At 71.3% G+C, this 19,499-nt stretch carries 20 protein-coding genes; 9 read left to right on the top strand and 11 right to left on the bottom strand.

Going from position 1 to position 19,499, the window contains the following annotated elements; translation table 11 throughout:
• Positions 1-58: 58 nt before the first annotated feature.
• Positions 59-442: a VOC family protein gene (locus tag AC0L6F_RS14990; RefSeq protein ID WP_473538487.1), complete on the bottom strand. Its 384-nt coding sequence runs from the start codon at positions 440-442 to the stop codon at positions 59-61.
• 80 nt (positions 443-522) lie between these two features.
• Here AC0L6F_RS14990 and AC0L6F_RS14995 point away from each other — a divergent pair, with 80 nt between their 5' ends.
• Complete coding sequence (locus AC0L6F_RS14995) at positions 523-957, top strand: MarR family winged helix-turn-helix transcriptional regulator (RefSeq protein ID WP_473538488.1); 435 nt, start codon at positions 523-525, stop codon at positions 955-957.
• 72 nt (positions 958-1,029) lie between these two features.
• On the opposite strand, the gene AC0L6F_RS15000 is transcribed toward AC0L6F_RS14995, so the two are convergent.
• From AC0L6F_RS15000 to AC0L6F_RS15015, 4 genes are all read right to left on the bottom strand, one after another.
• Positions 1,030-1,707 (bottom strand): cyclase family protein, encoded by a 678-nt coding sequence (locus AC0L6F_RS15000; protein ID WP_473538489.1) that lies wholly within the window; start codon positions 1,705-1,707, stop codon positions 1,030-1,032.
• Positions 1,708-1,771: 64 nt separating this feature from the next.
• Complete coding sequence (locus tag AC0L6F_RS15005) at positions 1,772-2,071, bottom strand: hypothetical protein (RefSeq protein ID WP_473538490.1); 300 nt, start codon at positions 2,069-2,071, stop codon at positions 1,772-1,774.
• Between the two features lie 27 nt (positions 2,072-2,098).
• A complete protein-coding gene (locus tag AC0L6F_RS15010; protein WP_473538491.1) occupies positions 2,099-3,145 on the bottom strand; it encodes an LLM class flavin-dependent oxidoreductase in 1,047 nt (348 codons plus the stop codon).
• 178 nt (positions 3,146-3,323) lie between these two features.
• Positions 3,324-3,710: a DUF3054 domain-containing protein gene (locus AC0L6F_RS15015; RefSeq protein ID WP_473538492.1), complete on the bottom strand. Its 387-nt coding sequence runs from the start codon at positions 3,708-3,710 to the stop codon at positions 3,324-3,326.
• Between the two features lie 273 nt (positions 3,711-3,983).
• On the opposite strand from AC0L6F_RS15015, the gene AC0L6F_RS15020 reads away from it, so the two are divergent.
• On the top strand, positions 3,984-6,089 hold the full coding sequence (locus AC0L6F_RS15020; protein ID WP_473538494.1) for a hypothetical protein: 2,106 nt from the start codon (positions 3,984-3,986) through the stop codon (positions 6,087-6,089).
• Positions 6,090-6,151: 62 nt separating this feature from the next.
• On the opposite strand, the gene AC0L6F_RS15025 is transcribed toward AC0L6F_RS15020, so the two are convergent.
• Positions 6,152-7,930 (bottom strand): HNH endonuclease signature motif containing protein, encoded by a 1,779-nt coding sequence (locus AC0L6F_RS15025; RefSeq protein ID WP_473538495.1) that lies wholly within the window; start codon positions 7,928-7,930, stop codon positions 6,152-6,154.
• A 144-nt stretch (positions 7,931-8,074) separates the two neighbouring features.
• Here AC0L6F_RS15025 and AC0L6F_RS15030 point away from each other — a divergent pair, with 144 nt between their 5' ends.
• From AC0L6F_RS15030 to AC0L6F_RS15040, 3 genes are all read left to right on the top strand, one after another.
• Positions 8,075-9,067 carry an SDR family NAD(P)-dependent oxidoreductase gene (locus AC0L6F_RS15030; protein ID WP_473538496.1) on the top strand — a complete coding sequence of 331 codons (993 nt, stop codon included), beginning with the start codon at positions 8,075-8,077 and terminating at the stop codon, positions 9,065-9,067.
• Between the two features lie 369 nt (positions 9,068-9,436).
• Positions 9,437-9,928: a GNAT family N-acetyltransferase gene (locus AC0L6F_RS15035; RefSeq protein WP_473540016.1), complete on the top strand. Its 492-nt coding sequence runs from the start codon at positions 9,437-9,439 to the stop codon at positions 9,926-9,928.
• Positions 9,929-9,981: 53 nt separating this feature from the next.
• Positions 9,982-11,067, top strand: coding sequence for a DNA glycosylase AlkZ-like family protein (locus tag AC0L6F_RS15040; protein WP_473538497.1), 1,086 nt, complete (start codon positions 9,982-9,984; stop codon positions 11,065-11,067).
• A gap of 61 nt (positions 11,068-11,128) precedes the next feature.
• Here AC0L6F_RS15040 and msrA read toward each other — a convergent pair whose 3' ends face one another.
• Positions 11,129-11,674 carry a peptide-methionine (S)-S-oxide reductase MsrA gene (msrA, locus tag AC0L6F_RS15045; RefSeq protein WP_259611491.1) on the bottom strand — a complete coding sequence of 182 codons (546 nt, stop codon included), beginning with the start codon at positions 11,672-11,674 and terminating at the stop codon, positions 11,129-11,131.
• Positions 11,671-12,147, bottom strand: coding sequence for a peptide-methionine (R)-S-oxide reductase MsrB (gene msrB / locus AC0L6F_RS15050; protein WP_259613350.1), 477 nt, complete (start codon positions 12,145-12,147; stop codon positions 11,671-11,673). The genes msrA and msrB overlap by 4 nt, the downstream gene beginning before the upstream one ends.
• A 191-nt stretch (positions 12,148-12,338) precedes the next feature.
• On the opposite strand from msrB, the gene gnd reads away from it, so the two are divergent.
• A complete protein-coding gene (gene gnd / locus AC0L6F_RS15055; RefSeq protein ID WP_274637374.1) occupies positions 12,339-13,397 on the top strand; it encodes a phosphogluconate dehydrogenase (NAD(+)-dependent, decarboxylating) in 1,059 nt (352 codons plus the stop codon).
• 77 nt (positions 13,398-13,474) lie between these two features.
• The gene (locus AC0L6F_RS15060; RefSeq protein ID WP_473538498.1) at positions 13,475-14,122 is read left to right on the top strand and encodes an SDR family oxidoreductase; all 648 of its coding nucleotides are present in this window, start codon (positions 13,475-13,477) and stop codon (positions 14,120-14,122) included.
• Between the two features lie 27 nt (positions 14,123-14,149).
• Here AC0L6F_RS15060 and AC0L6F_RS15065 read toward each other — a convergent pair whose 3' ends face one another.
• A complete protein-coding gene (locus tag AC0L6F_RS15065; RefSeq protein ID WP_473538499.1) occupies positions 14,150-15,169 on the bottom strand; it encodes an aldo/keto reductase in 1,020 nt (339 codons plus the stop codon).
• Positions 15,170-15,285: 116 nt separating this feature from the next.
• On the opposite strand from AC0L6F_RS15065, the gene AC0L6F_RS15070 reads away from it, so the two are divergent.
• Positions 15,286-15,879 (top strand): TetR/AcrR family transcriptional regulator, encoded by a 594-nt coding sequence (locus AC0L6F_RS15070; protein WP_473538500.1) that lies wholly within the window; start codon positions 15,286-15,288, stop codon positions 15,877-15,879.
• Between the two features lie 27 nt (positions 15,880-15,906).
• On the opposite strand, the gene AC0L6F_RS15075 is transcribed toward AC0L6F_RS15070, so the two are convergent.
• Positions 15,907-17,532 carry an FAD-dependent oxidoreductase gene (locus AC0L6F_RS15075; RefSeq protein ID WP_473538502.1) on the bottom strand — a complete coding sequence of 542 codons (1,626 nt, stop codon included), beginning with the start codon at positions 17,530-17,532 and terminating at the stop codon, positions 15,907-15,909.
• A gap of 136 nt (positions 17,533-17,668) precedes the next feature.
• On the opposite strand from AC0L6F_RS15075, the gene AC0L6F_RS15080 reads away from it, so the two are divergent.
• Positions 17,669-18,028, top strand: coding sequence for a UBP-type zinc finger domain-containing protein (locus AC0L6F_RS15080; RefSeq protein ID WP_274637377.1), 360 nt, complete (start codon positions 17,669-17,671; stop codon positions 18,026-18,028).
• Here AC0L6F_RS15080 and AC0L6F_RS15085 read toward each other — a convergent pair.
• Positions 18,015-19,451, bottom strand: coding sequence for an MFS transporter (locus AC0L6F_RS15085; RefSeq protein ID WP_473538503.1), 1,437 nt, complete (start codon positions 19,449-19,451; stop codon positions 18,015-18,017). The two genes, AC0L6F_RS15080 and AC0L6F_RS15085, sit on opposite strands and share 14 nt — an antisense overlap.
• Positions 19,452-19,499: the final 48 nt, after the last annotated feature.

Consider the following 19,499-nt stretch of genomic DNA (forward strand, 5'->3'; position numbering starts at 1 on the left):
CGGATCAGCCGTGGGTCACACTAGACCCGCCGGCGCCCGCGCGGAAGACCCCTCCCGTTCAGCCGCGGGAGTGGACCGTGACCACGTACCCGTCCGGGTCGCGGAACGAGAACTGCAGGCCGAACGGGCCCTCGGTCGGCTCCTGCACGATCGGGACGGACTGCTGGACCAGGTGGTCATGCAGGCCCGCGGCATCCTCGTTGTGGAACCAGATGCCGATGCCCGCTCCGAGCGTGCCGATCGCGTCGAGGTCCACACCGGGGAACGGATCGCGCACCGCGAACGCCACACCGCCGGCGGAGAAGACCACCGCGGCCGGGTTGGGCGCGGGCAGTCGGGTCAGCCCGACCGTCTCTTCGTAGAAGCGGGCGGATGCCGCACGGTCGCGCACCTGGAACGACACGAAGTCGGGTCCGGTGGTGGGTGTCGTCGTGGTGGTCATGGGATGCTCCTGTCTTCGGTGGAGTGGATGGTTAATGTCAACATCCTGACACTCGTCGCGGCGTATGTCAAACTGTTGACATGAGGAACGACGAGCGCACGCCCGCGGAGCACCTGGGCGTGCTGATCAAGCAGACGCAGGCGGTCTTGAATCAGCGCATGGACGATGTGCTGCGTCCACTCGGTCTGGGGGTGTCGCAGTATGCGTGCCTGCAGGCGCTGCAGGACGAGCCGGGCATCAGCTCGTCCGAGCTCGCACGCCGTGCGTTCGTCTCGCGGCAGTCGATGAACGTGCTGCTGCAGGGTCTGGACAGGCGAGGCCTGGTGGAGCGCGCGGAGGATCCCGGGCCCCGCCGGGAGCGCGCGGTGGTGCTCACGCGCGAGGGCGTCGCGCTCGTTCCGCGGGCGCGCGCCGCGGTGGCCGAGGTGGTCGGGGCGATGACGGACGGCCTCGCGGCGGCTGAGCTCACCCGCCTGCAGAAGCTGCTGCGTGCGTGCCGCGACGCGCTGTCGTGATGCCGTGGCGTGAGGCGGGCCCCCGGCGTGCCGGCCCCGACGGTCAGCCTCGTTGCGGCACCCCGTGCCGGCTCAGGCCGGCACCTTCGCGAACGCGCGCACGGTGAAGGTTCCCGTGCCTTCGAACTTCGGCGGCACCGCCGTGAACAGCGCGCCGCCGGCGGGAAGCTCGCCGAGGTTCGTCAGGTGCTCGACGATGTGGATGCCGTGGGCCAGGAACGTGCTGTGCGCCGGGCGTTCGCCGGCGGTGGCGGAGGAGGTGTCGTCGATGTTCTGCGCGTCGATCCCGACCAGCAGCACGCCCTGCGCGGCCAGGTGGGCGACGCCCTCGGGCGTGAGGTACGGCGCGTTCTCGCTGTACGCGGGAGTGTCGAAGTGCCGGTCCCATCCGGTGTGCAGCAGCACCGCCTTGCCGCGCAGCTCGCGGCCGTCGAAGACGTCGGCGGGGATGCCGCGCTCGGGCGACTCGGTCAGGTGGAACACCTCGGTGGGCAGGTCGACGAGCGTGGCCAGGTCGAGCGCCGCGAGGTCGGCGCCGCCCTCGTAGCGGTGCCAGGCGGTGTCGAGGTAGGTGCCGGTGTTGCCGGCGATCGTGAAGACGTCCATCGCGAAGCTCGTCCCCGGCGCATAGTGCCCCTCGCCGCGGCGCACGAGCGGTGTCAGCGACGGGGCCGGGATGCCGGGAAGTGTCACGATCCCTTCGCGCAGCGTGTGGCTGAGGTCGACGAGACGTGCACGGTCCGAGGCCATGGGCTCAGCCTAGAGTCTGCCGCGTCGCTCTCTGTCGTCGGCACCCGTCCGCGCGCCGGCGTCCTCAGGGGTACGAGAGAAAACCGGTTGCGGGGTCGATTCCGGCGAGGAAGTCACGGATCGCGGCGACGTGTCGCTCGCGGCTGAGCGGTCCGGGGCCGGAGAACACGCTGAAGCCGTAGCCCTCGTTGGGCCCGGAGATCCAGTCGTAGTGATTCGAACCGTCGTCATCGCGCCGGCGCACGGCGAATGTCTCGCCTTCGACGGTGAGGCTGCCGAGGTCCGTGTAGGTATGCGTGTCCGGCGATGCGGAAATGGGGGCGTAGACCCAACCCCCGTCCGCGGAGTCGCCGTCCTCGTCCATGCGGTCGACCCTATCGAGGGACCGGGGTCACTCCCGGTCCGCCCGCTCCTGGGTGGTCGGGACCCATCCGAGCGCCGGTGCCACGTACTTCGCGAACGACTCGACGATGCGCAGGTTGAACTCGACACCCAGCTGGCTGGGGATGGTGAGCATGAGCGTGTCGGCGGACTGGACCGCGGCATCCGCCTTCAGCTGTTCGACCAGCTCGTCGGGTTCTGCCGCGTACGTCTTGCCGAACGTCGACCGCATGCCGTCGATGTAGCCGACACCTTCGCCCTCGCGACTGTGTCCGAAGTACAGGTGGTCCTCGGCGGTGACCAGCGGGAACACCGAGCGGCTCACCGAGGTGCGCGGCTCGCCGGGGTGGCCCGCCTCGTGCCACGCGGCGCGGAACGCCTCGAGCTGCTGGGCTTGCAGCTGGTCGAACGGGATGCCGCGGTCCTCGGTCAGCAGGGTGGAGGACATCAGGTTCACCCCGGTGCGTCCGGCCCATTCCGCGGTGTCGCGGCTGCCGGCGCCCCACCAGATGCGCGAGCGCAGTCCGGGGGAGTGCGGCTCGATCCGCTGCATCCCGGCCCCGCCGCCGAACGGGCTGGAGGCGTCGCGTTCGGCGATCCCCTCGCCGTCGATGGCGCGCAGGAACGTCTCGAAATGGTCGCGGGCGATGTCGGCGCCGCGCGGTTCCGTCGATCCCGTGTAGCCGAATGCCTCGTAGCCGCGCACGACCGTCTCGGGTGACCCGCGGCTCACGCCCAGCGCCAGCCTTCCGTCGCTGATCAGGTCGACGGCGGCCGCCTCTTCGGCGAAGTGCAGCGGATTCTCGTAGCGCATGTCGATCACGCCGGTGCCGACCTCGATGCGCTCGGTGCGGGCGGCGATCGCGGCCAGCAGCGGCATGGGCGAGGACTGCTGCCGGGCGAAGTGGTGCACGCGGAAATAGGTGCCGTTCGCACCGAGCTCGTCCATGCCCTGGGCGAGGTCGATCGCCTGGTGCATCGAGTCGGCGGCGGTGAGCTGCCTGCCGCCGCCGAGCGGGCCGTAGTGGCCGAACGAGAGGGTTCCGAATCGCTGCATGATGCCTGCAACGGTACGCCGATGGGTTGTATTCCGATGAATAATTCTGGTCGATCGGTGGAGTTCCTGGCTGCGACGACGATGCGCACTCAGAGCCGGCGCGGGTTCCGGGAGCGGTGGCGATCGTCGACTTCTCGGATCCCTGGGGGACAAGCGGGGCCGATGCCGCTTCTGCTGCCTATGCGGTGCGCGTGCCCCGATGCCGGACCGCTCGGATGCCCGCGGCCGCGGTGCGCCAGCCGACCAGGGTGATCAGCAGGAACACGGCTGCGACGATGACGAACGCGAGGGCGATGCCCTGCCCGCTCAGGTAGCGCAGCAGCATCCCGATCGCCACGGTGATGAGCCACACCGGGATGCCGGTGCGCACGGGCGCGGTGGGTGCACGCCACGCCAGCGTCACGCCCCAGCCGATCACCAGCCCGAGCAGGAACGGCCAGGCGGTCGTGAGGATGCCGATCGGCAGCACGTCCTCGCCGTGGCTCGCACGGCCGATGACGGCGAAGACGACGAACAGGACGATGTCGGCGACGAGCGACCAGGTGATCGAGCGAGCGGATGTCATGGGCTGTCCTCCGGGGTGGATGCTGGTGGCTGGTGGCTGGTGGCTGGTGGCTGGTGGCTGGTGGCTGGTGGCTGCGGGCCGGGTGCTGGGCGCGTGCCGCGTGCTGGGCGCTGGGCGCTGGGCGCTGGGCGGGTGCCGCGTGCTGGGCGCTGGGCGCTGGGCGCTGGGCGGGTGCTGGCTGCTGGGCGTGGCGGAGCGGTGCGCGCTGCCATTCTCGCAGTCCCACCGGCTCGGCGCGCCGCCCGGTGGCGTGGAGTGCTTCAGACTGGCAGGGTGACGGACCTCTCTTCGGCGCAGTGGATCGAGACGCGGGAGGACGCCGTCACGCTGGCGCAGTGGATCATGTCCATGCGCGATCGTCCGCTGGTCGTGCTGTCGACCGATCCCGCCACGGACGAGCTGGCCGTGGACGTCGAGGACGTGCGCAGCGGCGTGGGAGACCTGGCCGACGTCGTCGTGATCCGCACCGGCCGGGCGACGTGGGCCCTCGATCAGCATCTGCCCGATCGGACCCAGGTGTACGGCGGCGCCGGGCGATCGTATCCGGTGGACTTCGGATCCGATCCGGACTGGTCGCGCGCGCCGCTGCGCTTTCCTGGTCCTCGCGCCGTCGGGCTGCTGGTGGGCGACGCGATCGCGCAGGCGAGCCGCGGTGGGGTCTTCCAGCGGCGTGCGGCCGACGATCAGATCCCCGCGTCGGGCCGGGTGCGGGGCTTCGTCGAGTCTCGGGCGATCGTCGACGTGGACGGCCACCGGATGGCGACGATCTCGGACGAGCTGCTGTACCCGCTGTATCCGCTGGAGTGGATGCTGTCGGTCGGTCAGCAGGTGACCGGGGTGCTCGATGTCGCGTCGCGGCGGCTGCTGCTGCCGCATCGGGCGCCATCGACCGCCGAGTTGATGGACGCGTTCCCGCATCGTGGGGTGACCCTCGCCCTGGTGGCGCGTGTGGCGGGGGATCAGGCCACGGTGCTCCTCCATCCGGATGCCGCGTTCCGGCTGCGCCGCGAGGATGTCTCGGTGAACCCGCTGGACACCCTTGATCTGCTGCTCGCCGAGGGGGATGTCGTGCTGGTGCGCGTGCTGCATCTGTCCGACGGGTCGATCCACCTGACGATGCTCGACGTGGACGACGACGATGAGGTCGTGCCGGCACTCGCGCTGGTCGACGGCGGGCCGCCGTGGCTGGTGGAGGGACGGGCGCTCCTGCACGACGACCTCGGTGCGGAGTCCGACGCAGTCCCGGTGAGCGCACCGCACGCCCGCTCGGCTCCGCGGCCGGAGGTCGTGCCGGCTGCGGAGCCGGATGCTGTCGGGGAGCAGGCTGGGGAGGGGTTCGGCGCTGAGGTGCCCGACGTCGGCGCGCTGAGTGCCGAGAACGATGTCGGTGCGGCGGGTGCCGAGGCACATGCGGGCGCCGTGCCTGCCGAGGCCGATGTCGGCGTCGCGGGGGTCGAGGAGGTCGACGTCGGCGCGCGGGCCGCCGAGTCTGATGCGGACGCGGCGGACGAGGCGCGGCATCCGCTTCCCGGGCCGGGAATGCATCTCGCGCCGCCGGTGGCCGATGGCGGAGATGCCGACTCCACGACGGCGACGGCGGGTCGGGGTGAGGGTCCGGGTGGAGCTCCGGACGGAACTCCGGACGCGCGAAAGACCAGCGCCGCCGGGTCGCGTGCCGCACTGCGTTCGACTCAGCTCGCCCTGCATGCGGCTCGCGCCGAGATCGCTCGCCTCGAGAGGCAGCTCGCCCGGACCGGCATCGACGACTCGACGATGGAGCGGCTGCGTGCCGAGGTGCGCGGCGTGCGGGCGCAGTTGAGCCAGGAGCGCGCCGAACGCGGGGAGCTCGAGCGGAAGCTGCGCGAACTGCGGGAGCAGCGGCGCGGCAGCACGCAGGCGCTGCGTGAGGCCCGGAAGGTGGCACAGCGGGATCCCGCGGTCCGCGAGTCGCGCGAGGACCGTCGCGCCCGGTGGCTGAGCGGGGACGAATGGGTCCGGCACGAGATCTACCTGGCGTGGGTGGAGCGGGTGAGCGCATCGGATCGGGAGGGCTGGCCGCTGGCGGACTACGCGGTCGGCGACCGATTCGCGGCGTCGCTCGAGCAGTTGGACGATCAGCAGTTCGCCAAGGCGCTGCGCGCGTGCGTGGATGCGATCACCGGCCGGATCCGCGAGGTCGCCTCGCGCGAGGCGCACCCGCTGCGGGCCGGCGACGGCGGAGACGATCCTGATGTCGTCCGCCCGGCCGATGGTGCGAAGTGCTGGCGTGCCTACATCGAGCAGAACACTCCGGCTGCGCGCCGGCTGCATTATTGGGTGCTTCCAGGTGGCGGAATCGAGCTCGGCCGGATCGTGGTGCACGACGACACCGAGCCGTGACGCCGGGGCCGACGCCGCGCTGACTTTGTCGGCGCCGACGGTCTCAGGCGACGCTGACGGTCTCAGGCGGCGCTGACGGTCTCAGGCGACGCTGACGGTTTCAGGCGACGCCGATCGGCACGCGCTCCGGCACGCGGTCCCGGCACGTGCTGTGGCACATGCACCGGTGCGCGGTCCGTCATCCGTTCCGGCATGGCCGGCGGTCTGCGCCACGAAACCCGATCCGGAGGCGGGTCGAACGACCACTTCCACCCCGCGTTCGAAGCCAGTGCGATCGGCGGCGCGCCGCCGGGCGGATGAAGCAGGAAGACGCCGGTGCCCTCACGCGTGATCCGCCATCCGTTGTGATGCAGGTTCATATGGTGGAACCTGCACAGCAGGATGCCGCGGCCGATGTCGGTGCGGCCATCCTCGGACCAGAGATCGATGTGATGCGCTTCGCAGTATGACGCCGGTCGGTCGCACCCCGGCCACAGGCATCCGCCGTCTCGAATCGCGAGGGCGATGCGCTGCGCGGGGGTGTACAGGCGCTGCTCGCGCCCGACGTCCAGCGGATTGCCGCACGAATCGACGGTGACGCGGATCGTCCCGGTCGTGCACGCGTTCCGTTCGATGATCGCGGACGGGATCGTGTCGCCGCCGTCTTCGAGGTGGCCGGTGCGCAGCATCCGTCCGAACGCATCGCGGGGGCCGTCCTGCTCCTGGACGAAGACCATGCGCACCCCGGGCTGTCGCGCGCCGAACACATCCTTCGCGTCCGCGAGCGCGCCCGCGCGCAAGACGTCCATCAGGAGGTCGTAGGCCAGCTGGTCGTTGGTCCGGGGGTCGCGCGCCAGGGCCTCGGCGGCGTCGGCTTCGCCCGGATCGACGAACCGCGGCCCACCGCGGCGCGGGCGCAACGCAGCGCCGGAGATGGTGCGCACCCAGGCGGCCATCTCGTCGTCGAAGGTGATGTGTCCGTGGTGCTGGCCCTCGGCATCCGTCCACGTCCGGAACGCGCGCTTGCGATAGCGGGCGAGGAATCGTTCTTCGGCTCCGGCGGGATCGAGGCTGTCGCGCACCTGCCGGGCGCGGCGGACGAGCTCTTCGACCGGCAGTGCTGTCGATTCGCGCATGAGCTGCTCGGCGGCGATCGCCCACACCTCGGCCATCGTCGCGGATGGGCCCTCTTCACCGGCGGCGACCCGGGGCGCGCCCAGGCCACGCAGGATCGCATCGTGCGCGGCGGTGTTGATCCGTCCGCGCAGCATCGCCCTCCGCAGCCCGTCGTGCCAGGGCCGGCCCGGAGCCCAGGCGCCGTCCTCGGAGGCGTCGTCCCCGCTGTCTCCCGGATCACTGCCGCCCGCCGCGGTTCGATCGGCCGGTGCCGCAGTGACGTCCGTCGCGCCCCGTTCCGGTCCGCCCGGCCCGCTCGGCTCCGGCTCGCCCGGCCCGCTCGTATCCGGTCCACCCGGCGCCCTCTCACCCGCTTCCGGATCGTCCGGCGCCGCGCCGGCATCGGCCTCCAGCAGGGAGTCGCCGAGGCGCACCGCGCGGACGGCATCGGCCCGCGTGCCTCCGGTGATCGACTGGATGTAATCCGCGGCGTTGCGCGACCCCTTGCTCGCGGCGAACCCGCCGTGCCCGCGTTCGCGCGCAGACAGCTCCACGATCACGGCGGCCGCGACAGCGACCAGCCGTTCCGCGGCATCCCGGATCGCCGTCGCCTCGTCGATGACCTGGCTCGCTCCGTCGCCCCCGAGCATGCGCATCGCAGCGAGCGTCTCGGTGCTCTCGCAGGCGAGCTCGGAGTGCGCGGACAGGGCCGCGACGCTCCGTTCCAGCTCGCCCAAAATGCTCATAGTTCATTGTGACACGCACCGTGGACACTAGAAGAGAACATCGAGAATCTGTGGAGAACCGGTCCGATTCGCAGTGGATCCGCCGGCTGGGGAGGAAACGCCGTGCTGTGGCGGCCGCCGGCCGCCGTGCCATAGTCGGTTCTCGTGCACCCCTGCCCACCGCACTCGCCCGAGCACCCGCCCGAGCACACCCCGCAGCACACCACCGCCCTCGTCACCGGGGCGGGTGGCGGTGTCGGTCGGGAGATCACCCGTGCGCTGGCATCCGGTGGCGTGCGAGTGCTGATGCCCGTGCGCAATCGGCCCAAGGCCGAGCAGGCCGTCGCGGCGATCAAGGCCGAGCAGCAGGCTGCCGCGATCAAGGCCGAGCAGGCCGCCGCCGCCACCCGCGCCGAGCAGCGGGCAGCCACCGGAGCGACCGGCCCCGCCGAACCGGTACTCCTCGACCTCGATCTCGCCCGGCTGGGCACCGTCGACGCGCTCGCCGCGCACCTGCGTGCGAATGAGCCACGGATCGACGTCGTGGTGCTGAACGCCGGAACGGTCCTGCTCGGCGATCGCGAGCGCCACCTCACCGAGGACGGCCACGAACTGCACCTGCAGACGAATCTGCTCGGGCACGTCGCGCTGATCCGCGGCATCCTGCCCCTGCTGCGCGCCTCGCGCACGCGCGTGGTGGTCCAGCTGAGTCTTGCCGCCGGCCTGTCCCGCATCGACTGGTCTGACCCGCAGACCACCCGCCGCTACCGCGCTCTGCGCGCGTACGGCCGCTCCAAGCTCGCCCTCGCCCTCTTCGCGACCGCGCTGGCGGCCCGCGAGCCGGACCTGACCGTCGCGCTGTGCCACCCGGGCATCGCGCCCGGCACCGGGATCGCCCCGATCGTGCGCGACCGGCTGCCGCCGCGCCTGGTCGAGTTCGCGGTCCGCCGGCTCGGGAATCCGCCCGAACGCGCCGCCCGGGCTGCGCTGATGGCGATGGATGCCGCGTCCTCCACACCGCCGGTCTACGTCGGTCCGCGCGGGTTCCTCCAGCTCGCCGGGGAGCCGCGGCGCCTGCGCCCGCGCCGCCGGCTGATCGATCCCGTGGAGGCCGAGCGGATGTGGCGGTGGACCGAGCGGCTGCTCGAACACGATTGACGTGGCCGACGACCACCGCCCCCGAACGACGCTGCCCCGACCACCTCACGCATCCACCGGCCCACGACACCACCCCACGCATCCACCGGCCCACGACGCCGGCCCACGACACCGCCCACGACCCACCCCCGTACGCTGGTGCCCATGCCCGCAGCCTCCGCCCCGATCTCCGACCCCAGCTTCGACGGAGCCTCCGACGTCCGCTCCGCCCCGATCTCCGACCCCAGCTTCGACCGAGCCTCCGACGTCAGCTCCGCCCCGACCTCCGACCCCAGCTTCGACCGAGCCCCCGACGTCAGCTCCGCCTCGACCTCCGCCCCGACCTCCGACCGAGCCTCCGACCGAGTCGCCGACGCGCCCTCCCGCCCCCTGCCGGACGGCGCCGTTCTGCGCCCCGCACGTCCGGGCGACGAGCCCGGCATCCTCGCCGGCATCCAGGCCCTCGCCGTCTACGAGCGCGAGCCGGACGCGGTGCAGAACACGGCCGGGATGCTCGCCGAGACGCTGTTCGGCGCCGACCCGCACGCCTACGCGCACGTGGTCGAGCGTGACGGCGAGATCATCGGCATCGCGCTGTGGTTCCTCACCTACTCCACCTGGACCGGGCGGCACGGCATCTGGCTGGAGGACCTGTTCGTGCACGAGTCCGAGCGCGGTCGCGGCTACGGCACGGCGCTGATCGCCGCCCTGGCCGACCTGTGCGTGCGACGCGGATATTCGCGCCTGGAGTGGACCGTGCTCGACTGGAACGAACCGTCGATCGCGTTCTACCGGGCGCTGGGCGCCGAGCCGATGGACGAGTGGACCACTCAGCGCCTGTCCGGCACCGGACTGGATGCCGCAGCCGCCCTCGCTCGATAATCGGGCATCGTCATCCCTACCGGACGTCGGCGCCCGCCGCTACGGTCGATGACGTGGTTCATGAGCTGACCCGAGACCAGGCACGCCGGATCGCCGTGCGCGCGCAGCTGCTGGACGCCGACCGCCCCGGCGACGTCGTCGAGGTGGCCGAGCAGCTCGGTGCCATCAAGATCGATCCCACCGCGGTGATCGCCCCGTGCGAGCAGACGACGCTGTGGACGCGGATCGGCTGGTCGTACGAGCCGGTGCAGCTGCAGAAGGCGGTGGAGATCGACCGCCTCCTGTTCGAGCTGGACGGCCGGTTCCAGCCGGTCAGCATGCTGCCCCTGATGCTCCCCGGGATGCGGCGGTGGCCGCGCCACGAGAGCACCCGGCAATGGCTCGAGGCCAACGATGCGTTCCGCAGGGACGTGATCGCGCGGCTGCGCGCCGAAGGGCCGCTGCTGGCCGAGCAGATCCCCGACACCGCGGCGGTGGCCCGGGACTCCGCCGACGGCTGGTACGGCCCGAACCAGGTGCCGCGGATGCTCGAGGCGCTGGCCCGGCAGGGCGTGGTCGCCGTGACCGCGCGCAGCGCCGGCAGGCGCCGGGTGTGGGATGTCGCGGAGCGCGTCTTCCCCGCGGACATGCCCGAGTACTCGGACGAGGTGGCCGAGCGGATGCTGGCCGAGCGCCGCCTGCAGGCCGCCGGCATCGCGAAGCAGAACTCGCCGTGGACCCGCGTCGGCGACGCCGGAGAGCCGGCCCGCGTCGAGGGCTCGAAGTGGAAGTGGCGGGTCGACCCCGAGGCCCTCGCCCGCGTCGACGACGAGGTCGACGGCCGCGTCGCGTTCCTGAACCCGTACGACGGGATGCTGATGGACCGCCCCCGAATCAGCGAGGTGTTCGAGTTCGACTACGTGCTCGAGCAGTTCAAGCCCAAGTCCCAGCGCAGATACGGCTACTTCGCGCACCCGATCCTGATGGGCGACCGGTTCGTGGGGATGCTCGACGCCGAGCTGGACCGCAAGAATGAGGTGCTCCGGGTCAACGCGATCCACGACTTCCTGCCGTTCGAACCGGAAGAGGACGACATGATCCGGGCCGAGATCGACGAGCTCGCGCGGTGGCTCGGAGTCGGACTCGTCGGCGAGCGCTGAGACGGCGCGCGGGTCGCGACGATGACATCGCCGCGACCCGCGTCGCCTCCTGCGCTGCCGGTCAGGCCGAGGCCGTCTCCTCCCGCTTCGGCAGCACCCAGCCCGCCCGCGGGAAGTGGCAGGTGTAGCCGTTGGGGTAGCGGATCAGATAGTCCTGGTGCTCCGGCTCGGCCTCCCAGAACGGGCCGGCAGGCTCGATCGTGGTGACCGCTTTGCCGGGCCACAGACCCGAGGCATCCACGTCCGCGATCGTGTCCCGCGCGACGCGCTCCTGCTCGGGACTGAGCGGGAAGATCGCCGAACGATAGCTCGTGCCGACGTCGTTGCCCTGCCGGTCCTTCGTGCTCGGATCGTGGATCTGGAAGAAGAACGCGAGGATGTCGCGGTACGTCGTCACCTCCGGGTCGAAGACGATCTCCACCGCCTCGGCGTGGCCGGGGTGATGGCCGTACGTCGGGTGGTCGTTCTGCCCGCCGGTGTACCCGACCCGGGTGTGCACCACGCCGGGCTGGCGGCGGATGAGATCCTCCATGCCCCAGAAGCACCCGCCCGCGAGGACCGCGGTCTCGCGGCCCGGGGTCTGGGTGACGTGTCCGTCATCGATCATGATGCGGTCTCCTTCGTGTCCTCGTCCTGGTCGCCGAACAGCTCACGGAACTCGCCATAGCCGTTCTGGTCGAGCTCGGCCGCGGGAACGAACCGCAGAGACGCCGAGTTCATGCAGTATCTCAGGCCCCCGGCATCCCGAGGGCCATCGTCGAAGAGATGGCCCAGATGACTGTCGGCTCCGCTCGAGCGGACCTCGGTGCGGGACATCCACAGCGTGCGGTCGGTCTTCGTGGTCACGGCTTCCGGATCGATCGGCCGGGTGAAGCTCGGCCATCCGGTGCCGCTGTCGAACTTGTCCAGGGACGAGAACAGCGGCTGCCCCGACACGACGTCGACGTAGATGCCCGGGTCGTGGTTGTCCCAGTACTCATTGCGGAATGCCGGCTCGGTGCCGTCCTCCTGTGTGACGCGGAACTGCGCCTCGGTGAGTCCTGCGAGCGCCTCTGGTGTCTTGCGGTGGTCGGTCATGATTCCTCCTCGGTGACGCCGCTGGCTGCGCCGTCATCATGCACAACGCACGCGGGCCCGGTTCTGGTCCCGAAAGGCTGGGAACGACGTGTGAGTTCCGGTGGCGCCGTCCGCCACCGCACCCCTGCCGTCCAAACCGCGCGGTCATAGACTGCCGAAGGGTGGCGCGCCGCGCCCGAGAGGGAGGACATGACATGCAGCTGGGAATGATCGGACTGGGTCGGATGGGCGCGAACATCGTGCGCCGGCTGATGCTCGACGGGCACGAGTGCGTCGTCTTCGACACCAACGCGGATGCTGTGGCAAGCCTCGTCGCCGAGGGTGCGACCGGAGCCGCCAGCCTCGAGGAGCTCGCCGCGAAGCTGCAGACGCCGCGCGCCACCTGGGTCATGGTGCCGGCCTCGATCACCGGGCGGGTGGTGGACGAGCTCGCCGCGGTCTTCGAACCCGGCGACGTGATCATCGACGGCGGCAACTCCAACTACCGCGACGACGTGCGCCGCGCCGCGAAGCTGAGCGAGAGCGGCATCGACTACATCGACGCCGGCACCAGCGGCGGGGTGTTCGGCCTGGAGCGGGGCTACTGCCTGATGATCGGCGGGCCGGATGCCGCGGTCCGGCGTCTCGAGCCGATCTTCCGCACGATCGCCCCCGGCCTCGGCGAGATCGCACGCACGCCGGGCCGCAGCGGCGACCCGGCCGCCGAAGAGCAGGGCTATCTGCACTGCGGACCGAGTGGGGCGGGCCACTTCGTGAAGATGGTGCACAACGGCATTGAATACGGGATCATGGCGGCGCTCGCCGAGGGGCTGAACATCCTGCAGAACGCGGATGCCGGCACTCGCGAGGCCGAGCACTCGGCCGAGATCGCGCCGATGGAGGAGCCCGAGTTCTACAAGTTCACGATCGACACCCCGAAGGTCGCCGAGCTCTGGCGGCGCGGCTCGGTGATCTCGTCCTGGCTGCTGGACCTGACCGCGGCCGCGCTGGAGGAGAACCACGACCTGCACGGCCTGGCCGGCCGCGTCTCGGACTCCGGCGAGGGCCGGTGGACTGTGAAGGCTGCGGTGGACGTCGGCGTCCCGGCCCCCGTGCTGGCCTCGGCGCTGTTCGAGCGGTTCGCGTCGCGCGACGAGGACCAGTACGCCAACCAGCTGCTGTCGGCGATGCGGCTGCAGTTCGGCGGACACAAGGAGCTGCCGACCGGCGACGTGCTCGAGGCCGGCGGTCGCAAGGCCGACGCGCAGGGATAGTCCGCCCCGGATGCGGCCGCCCACACCGCATGTCGCCGCGGCCGCGTAGCCTCGAACACAGACGGAAGGAGCTCCTCATGGCCAGAAGAATCCTCATCATCGGCGGGCACGGCAAGATCGCACTGCGGCTCGAACCGCTGCTGGTCGCGCGCGGCGACACTGTCACCGCGGTGATCCGCAACCCCGAGCACGGTGCCGAGGTGGAAGCCACCGGCGCGCAGCCGGTCGTGGCGGACGTCGAGCAGTTCGACGCCGACCAGCTCGAGAACCTCATCGCGGGCAACGACGCGGTCGTCTGGTCGGCCGGTGCCGGCGGCGGCGACCCGGCCCGCACCCGGGCCGTCGACCAGGACGCGGCGATCCGGTCGATGGATGCGGCGGTCGCCGCCGACGTGCGGCGCTACGTCATGGTGTCGTATTTCGGCGCACGCACCGACCACGGCGTGCCGCCGGACAGCTCGTTCTTCGCCTATGCCGAGGCCAAGGCCGCGGCGGATGCGCATCTGCAGCACACCACGCTGGACTGGACGATCGTCGCGCCCAGCTCGCTGACCCTCGATGAGCCGACCGGCCGCATCGACGCGCGGGCCGAGACATCCGACTCCGTGTCCCGCGGGGATGTCGCGGCGGTGATCGACGCGGTCCTGGCCGACGATGCCACCATCGGCCGCACCATCGCGTTCAACTCGGGCGACGTCCCCATCGCCGACGCGGTCCGCGACTGACCGCGGCCCGGCACCGGTCCGGGCCCGCTACGCCGCGGAACGCTCGTGCGCGGGACGGCGGCGCAGGGACGCCTCCTCGATCGGCGGCGTGTTGTACTCCTGATCCATCCGACCCACCCCCGTCCCCGGCGCGACGATCGCGTCGATCCGGTCCATCAGCTCGTCCGAGAGCTCCACGTCGGCGGCGGCCAGCAGATCGTCGAGCTGTTCCATCGTGCGCGGGCCGATGAGGGCGGCGCTGACGCCGGGGTGCGCGATCACGAAGGCGAGCGCCATGTGCGTCAGCGGCATCCCGGCTTCTGCGGCCAGCGGGATGAACTCCTCGACCGCGTCGATCCGCCGTTCGTCGCGCAGCGCCGCGAACAGTCGCGTGCGTCGCAGGTCCGTCTCCTGCCCGCGCCGGACACGCCCGGTGAGCATGCCGCTGGCAAGGGGACTCCAGATCACCGTGCCCATGCCGTAGCGCTGGGCGACCGGCAGCACCTCCCGCTCGATCGTGCGGTCCAGCAGCGAGTAGTGCGGCTGCTCGGTGCGGAACGGCTCGAGACCGCGGCGCTCGGCGACCCATTGCGCCTCGACGATGTCCGATGCGGGCATGTCGGAGGTCCCGATCGCCCGCACCTTGCCGCTGCGCACGAGATCGGTGAGCGCGGAGAGCGTCTCTTCGATGTCGGTCTGCGGGTCGGGCCGGTGCATCTGGTACAGGTCGAGGTGGTCGGTCTGCAGCCGCCGGAGCGAGTTCTCGACCGCCGTCATGATCCAGCGACGCGATCCGCCGAGGTGGTTCGGGTCGTCGCCGATGGGGCGGGCGAACTTCGAGGCGAGGACGACGTCGTCGCGGCGCCCCTTCAGGGCGCGACCGAGCATCTCCTCGGAATCGCCGTAGGCGTCGGCGGTGTCGACGAAGTTGATGCCGGCGTCGAGGGCGCGGGCCACCATCGCGTCCACCTCGTTCTGATCGCCGTTGCCGAGTCGGCTGAACATCATCGCGCCGAGCGCGAAGGGCGAGACGCGGATGCCGGTGCGGCCGAGCGGACGGTAGTGCATGGGTTCCTCCAGAGTCGACGGTTCTCGGGGTCGAGCGGGTATGCTCGTCGTAAGCGGAACAGTCGTCCGCAACTATACGGAACATTGTTCCGTTTGTCACGCGGGGAGATCGTCGAATGAGCGCACCGGAGTCGCCCGCAGTGACTCCGCGCCGCACACGGGCGGATGCCGTCCGCAACGCCGAGGCCGTGCTCGAGGCGGCCAAGGCGGCATTCGCCGAGTCCGGCGTCGACGCACCCATGCGCGACATCGCGGCTCGCGCGGGCGTCGGGGTCGGTACGGTCTACCGCAGCTATCCGCAGCGCTCGGACCTGATCATCGCGGTGTTCCGTCGGGAGTTGGATGCCACGGCCGCCGAGGCCGATCGCCTCGCCGCCGCGTACCCGCCCGCCGACGCCCTGCGCCGCTGGTCCGAGAGTCTGGCGCGGTTCGTCGCGACCAAGCGCGGGTTCGCCGCCGCCCTCCACTCCGGCGATCCGGCGTACCGTCCGCTGCCCGCGCAGTTCCTCGGCTCGCTCGCACCACGCGTCCAGAGGATCCTGGATGCCGGCGCCGCGAACGGGACCATTCGGGACGACATCCGCGCCGAAGACCTCATCCACGCCCTGAGCCGGCTCGCCGACACCCAGCCCGGCGACGCCGGCGACGGTGCGTCGCGGCGGATGACGCAGGTGCTGCTGGACGGGCTCATCCTGCCGGCGTCGTCGTAGCCCGGCCTGCCCGATCGGTCGCGGCGGTCAGAACGCCAGAGCGCGGTGCACGGACGCCACCGCGCTCGATCCCTCACCCACGGCGGCGGCGACGCGCTTCATCGAGCCGCGGCGCACGTCGCCGGCGGCGAAGACGCGCGGGATCGACGTCTCGAACGGCAGCGGCTCGCGGCCCATCGACTGCCAGTGGTCCAGCGTCTGCGTGGTGACGTCGGTGCCGGTGCGGATGAAGCCGGTCTCGTCCCGGTCGATCGGGAGCCAGCCGGCCGCCGGGTCGGCGCCGATGAAGCAGAAGAGCCCCTTGGCCTCGACATCCCCCGCGGAGTCGATGCCCACGGTCTGCAGCGAGCCGTTGCCGTCCAGTCGCACGACGTTCGACCCGGTGTGCAGCCGAATGCGGCGGTCGTCCGTGATGCGGTCGACGAGGTACGACGACATGCGCGAGCCGAGCTCGGCGCCGCGGACGACCAGGTGCACGGGGCATCCGTGGGAGGCGAGATACAGGGCCGCCTGACCTGCCGAGTTCGCGCCGCCCACGACCACCACGGGCGAGCCGTGGACCTGCTTGAGCTCGAGCGGCGTGGCCGCGTAGTAGATGCCGGAGCGCTCGAAGTCCTCCCAGCGGTCGAGGTGCAGCGTCCGATAGGCGGCCCCCGAGGTCACGATCACCGAACGCGCCCGGATGACGCGTCCGTCGGCGAGGGCGACATCCAGTCCGTCGTCGACCGGCTGCAGTCCCACCGCTTCGCAGGGCGCGCACACGCGCACCCCGAACTTGATGGCCTGGAGGGTCGCCTGGCCGATGAGAGCGCCACCGCTCACGCCGAACGGGAAGCCGAGGAAGTTCTCGATGCGCGAGGTGGACGCCGCCTGGCCGCCGGGGGCCACGGCCTCCAGCAGCACGACGCTGAGTCCCTCGGAAGCGCCGTAGATCGCGGCGGCGAGGCCTGCCGGGCCGCCGCCGACCACCACGAGGTCGACGACCGACTCGGTGCCCGGCTCGTAGCTGAGGCCGAGGCTCGCGGCGACCGAGCCCGGCGTCGCGCGCGGGATCGCCTCGCCCTGGATGAACGCGATCGGCAGGTCCTCCTCGGCATAGGCGTGGCCGCCTGGGACGGGGGAGTCGGGGGTCAGCGCGACGGCGGAGTGGACGAGATCGAAGCGCTCCGCGAACCGGCGGAGCGCGAGGAACTCGCGTGAGGTGCCCTGGCCGACGAACTTGAGCGTGAGGGCCGCCGGGCCCTTGCGCAGCGACTCGCGCCGCTCCCACAGGGCGTGCAGCAGCAGATCGCCGAGCTCGTCGTCTTCGGCGATCTTGCGCCGCAGCTCGGTCTGCGACAGCGCCCGCACGCGTGCCGGACCTCTCGCACGGGCCGATAGGAACGCGCGCTGTCCGTTGAGCAGCCCCAACTCGCCGGCGAACGACCGCGAACCCATCACTGCGATGAGCTCCTCACCCATCCACCACAGGGCATCGCGCACGATCTCGATCTCGCCGGATTCGATGAGGATCATCGGATAGTCGGCATCCCCCGTGCGGAAGACGTGCGCACCGTCGGCGATGTCGTAGGCCTCGGTGCCGGCGCACAACTGCTCCCACTGCGCATCCGTCAGAGTCGGCGCGATCTTCGGTTCGGTCACGTGTTCGCCCATGGAATCTCCTTGGGGTTGAGGGGGGATCTTGGAAGCGTAACCCTCCGCCGGGTCCCGGGCGCAGGTGCCCGGGCCTGGAAAGCCGGCTCAGGGCGGCCTAGAGTGCAGACAGAGATCACTCCACCGCGAGGTTTCGATGACGGAATCAGAGATCGACACGAACGTGCCGCCTTCGGGCACCGGCTGCGTCGAGTGCGACGATGCCGGCGGCTGGTGGGTGCACCTGCGGCGCTGCGCGACCTGTGGGCACATCGGATGCTGCGACTCGTCGCCGGCCCGGCACGCCACCGCGCACTTCCGCGAGACCGGACACCGGTACATCCGCAGCTTCGAGCCGGGGGAGACCTGGTTCTGGGACTACGTCGCCGAGCGCGGATTCGAGGGGCCCGAGCTCGCGCCGCCGGTGAGCCGACCGGACGAGCAGGCCTCGCCGGGGCCGGCGGACCGCGTCCCGGCGGACTGGCGGACCCAGCTGGCGCGGATCAACGGGGAGTGACGGGAGCCGCGCGACCCGACCGCACGAACCCGAAGACCACGAGCGCCGCGGCCGCAGCGGTGAGGGCGAGCCCGCCGACGGTGGCGGCGGACTGGAACTGCGCCGTCTGCTCGGCGGTCCAGTTCGCGGCGGTGATGGTCCCGGCGAACAGGGCGGCCAGAATCGTCCCCGCGACGGCGATGCCCACACCGTTGGCCACCTCGGTGGTGGTGTCGGTCAGTGCGGCGCCGATGGTGGTGCGATCCGCGGGCAGCCCGTTGAGCACGTTGACCGCCGCGACCACGCCGACCACGCGGAGCCCGGCGGCGACGAGGGCGAGTGCGATCGCGATGAACACGTACCCGAAGGCGTTGAACAGCGCGTAGACGGCGAGCCCGGCCACGACCGCGGCGGCGCTCATCCACGCGGCGCGGCGGATGCCGACACGCTTCACGAAGGGGTCCACGAACGGGCTGAGCGCCAGCAGCACCACGACCTGCGGCAGCATGCCGAGGGCGGCCATGGCGGGCGGCCATCCCCACGCGAGCTGGAGCTGGAGTGTCACCAGGTAGCTCAGGCCGGCGGTCGCGAGCCCGGCTGCAGCCTTGAACGCGAGCCCGCTGGAGACGAGCGGGCGGGCGAGCAGGCCCAGATCCAGAAGCGGATGCCGCGCGGAGCGCTCCCGGAGGACGAAGAGTGCCGCCGCGACCGCCGCCGAACCCACGAGCGCCCAGGGGAGCCACGAACCGGGGCCCTCATCGATGAACGAGGTCGGCGCGACGAGGGCGAGGATGATGGTCACGGTGGCCAGGATCGCCCCCGGGATGTCGATCGGGTCCCGGTGAAGTGCGTCCGGATCATCCGCGGCGATGCCGGTCCGGATGCCGAGGATCGCGAGCAGGGCGATCGGCACATTGACCAGCAGCAGCACCTGCCAGGGGGCGACGGCCAGCACGAGGCCGCCCAGAGTCGGTCCGATGGCGAGGCCGACGAGGCCGACGGTGGAGATGAGCGTGATCGCGCGGACCCGCTGCGGTTCGTCATCGAACAGCCGGAACGCCAGCGCCATCGAGCCGGGCGTGGTCATCGCGGCAGCGATTCCCATCGCGGCTCGGACGACGATCAGCTGCTCGGCGGTCGTGACGAAGGCCGTGGCCAGGCTCGCCACGGCGAGGAGCACGAGACCGACGATCATCATCCGTCGTCGACCGAATCGGTCGGCCATCGCGCCGAACAGGAGCATCAGGCCGCCGAACACGACCGCATAGCTGCCGGTCACCCATTGCAGCGCCGTCGTCGAGGCGTGCAGCTCTCGGCCGATGGTGGGCAGGGCGACGTTGAGGATCGAGTTGTCGAGCATCTCGAAGAGGAAGACGGCAGACAGGCCGATCAGGGCCGGAGCTGCGCCTCGCAGAGTCTGGGGCGAACGCTGTTCGTTAATCACGAACACTGTTCTACCCCACGAACGGCGTTCGTGTCAAGGTAGGCTGGG

The organism is Microbacterium sp. G2-16M, from assembly GCF_055809115.1.

What these genes read in the sequence shown, in the direction of transcription:
- AC0L6F_RS15015 (WP_473538492.1), bottom strand. Translation starts at nt 3,710, where the DNA reads ATGACATCCGCTCGCTCGATCACCTGGTCGCTCGTCGCCGACATCGTC.
- AC0L6F_RS15075 (WP_473538502.1), bottom strand. Translation starts at nt 17,532, where the DNA reads ATGGGCGAACACGTGACCGAACCGAAGATCGCGCCGACTCTGACGGAT.
- AC0L6F_RS15025 (WP_473538495.1), bottom strand. Translation starts at nt 7,930, where the DNA reads ATGAGCATTTTGGGCGAGCTGGAACGGAGCGTCGCGGCCCTGTCCGCG.
- AC0L6F_RS15010 (WP_473538491.1), bottom strand. Translation starts at nt 3,145, where the DNA reads ATGCAGCGATTCGGAACCCTCTCGTTCGGCCACTACGGCCCGCTCGGC.
- AC0L6F_RS14990 (WP_473538487.1), bottom strand. Translation starts at nt 442, where the DNA reads ATGACCACCACGACGACACCCACCACCGGACCCGACTTCGTGTCGTTC.
- AC0L6F_RS15070 (WP_473538500.1), top strand. Translation starts at nt 15,286, where the DNA reads ATGAGCGCACCGGAGTCGCCCGCAGTGACTCCGCGCCGCACACGGGCG.
- AC0L6F_RS15000 (WP_473538489.1), bottom strand. Translation starts at nt 1,707, where the DNA reads ATGGCCTCGGACCGTGCACGTCTCGTCGACCTCAGCCACACGCTGCGC.
- AC0L6F_RS15060 (WP_473538498.1), top strand. Translation starts at nt 13,475, where the DNA reads ATGGCCAGAAGAATCCTCATCATCGGCGGGCACGGCAAGATCGCACTG.
- AC0L6F_RS15065 (WP_473538499.1), bottom strand. Translation starts at nt 15,169, where the DNA reads ATGCACTACCGTCCGCTCGGCCGCACCGGCATCCGCGTCTCGCCCTTC.
- AC0L6F_RS15005 (WP_473538490.1), bottom strand. Translation starts at nt 2,071, where the DNA reads ATGGACGAGGACGGCGACTCCGCGGACGGGGGTTGGGTCTACGCCCCC.
- AC0L6F_RS14995 (WP_473538488.1), top strand. Translation starts at nt 523, where the DNA reads ATGAGGAACGACGAGCGCACGCCCGCGGAGCACCTGGGCGTGCTGATC.
- gnd (WP_274637374.1), top strand. Translation starts at nt 12,339, where the DNA reads ATGCAGCTGGGAATGATCGGACTGGGTCGGATGGGCGCGAACATCGTG.
- msrA (WP_259611491.1), bottom strand. Translation starts at nt 11,674, where the DNA reads ATGATCGATGACGGACACGTCACCCAGACCCCGGGCCGCGAGACCGCG.
- AC0L6F_RS15080 (WP_274637377.1), top strand. Translation starts at nt 17,669, where the DNA reads ATGACGGAATCAGAGATCGACACGAACGTGCCGCCTTCGGGCACCGGC.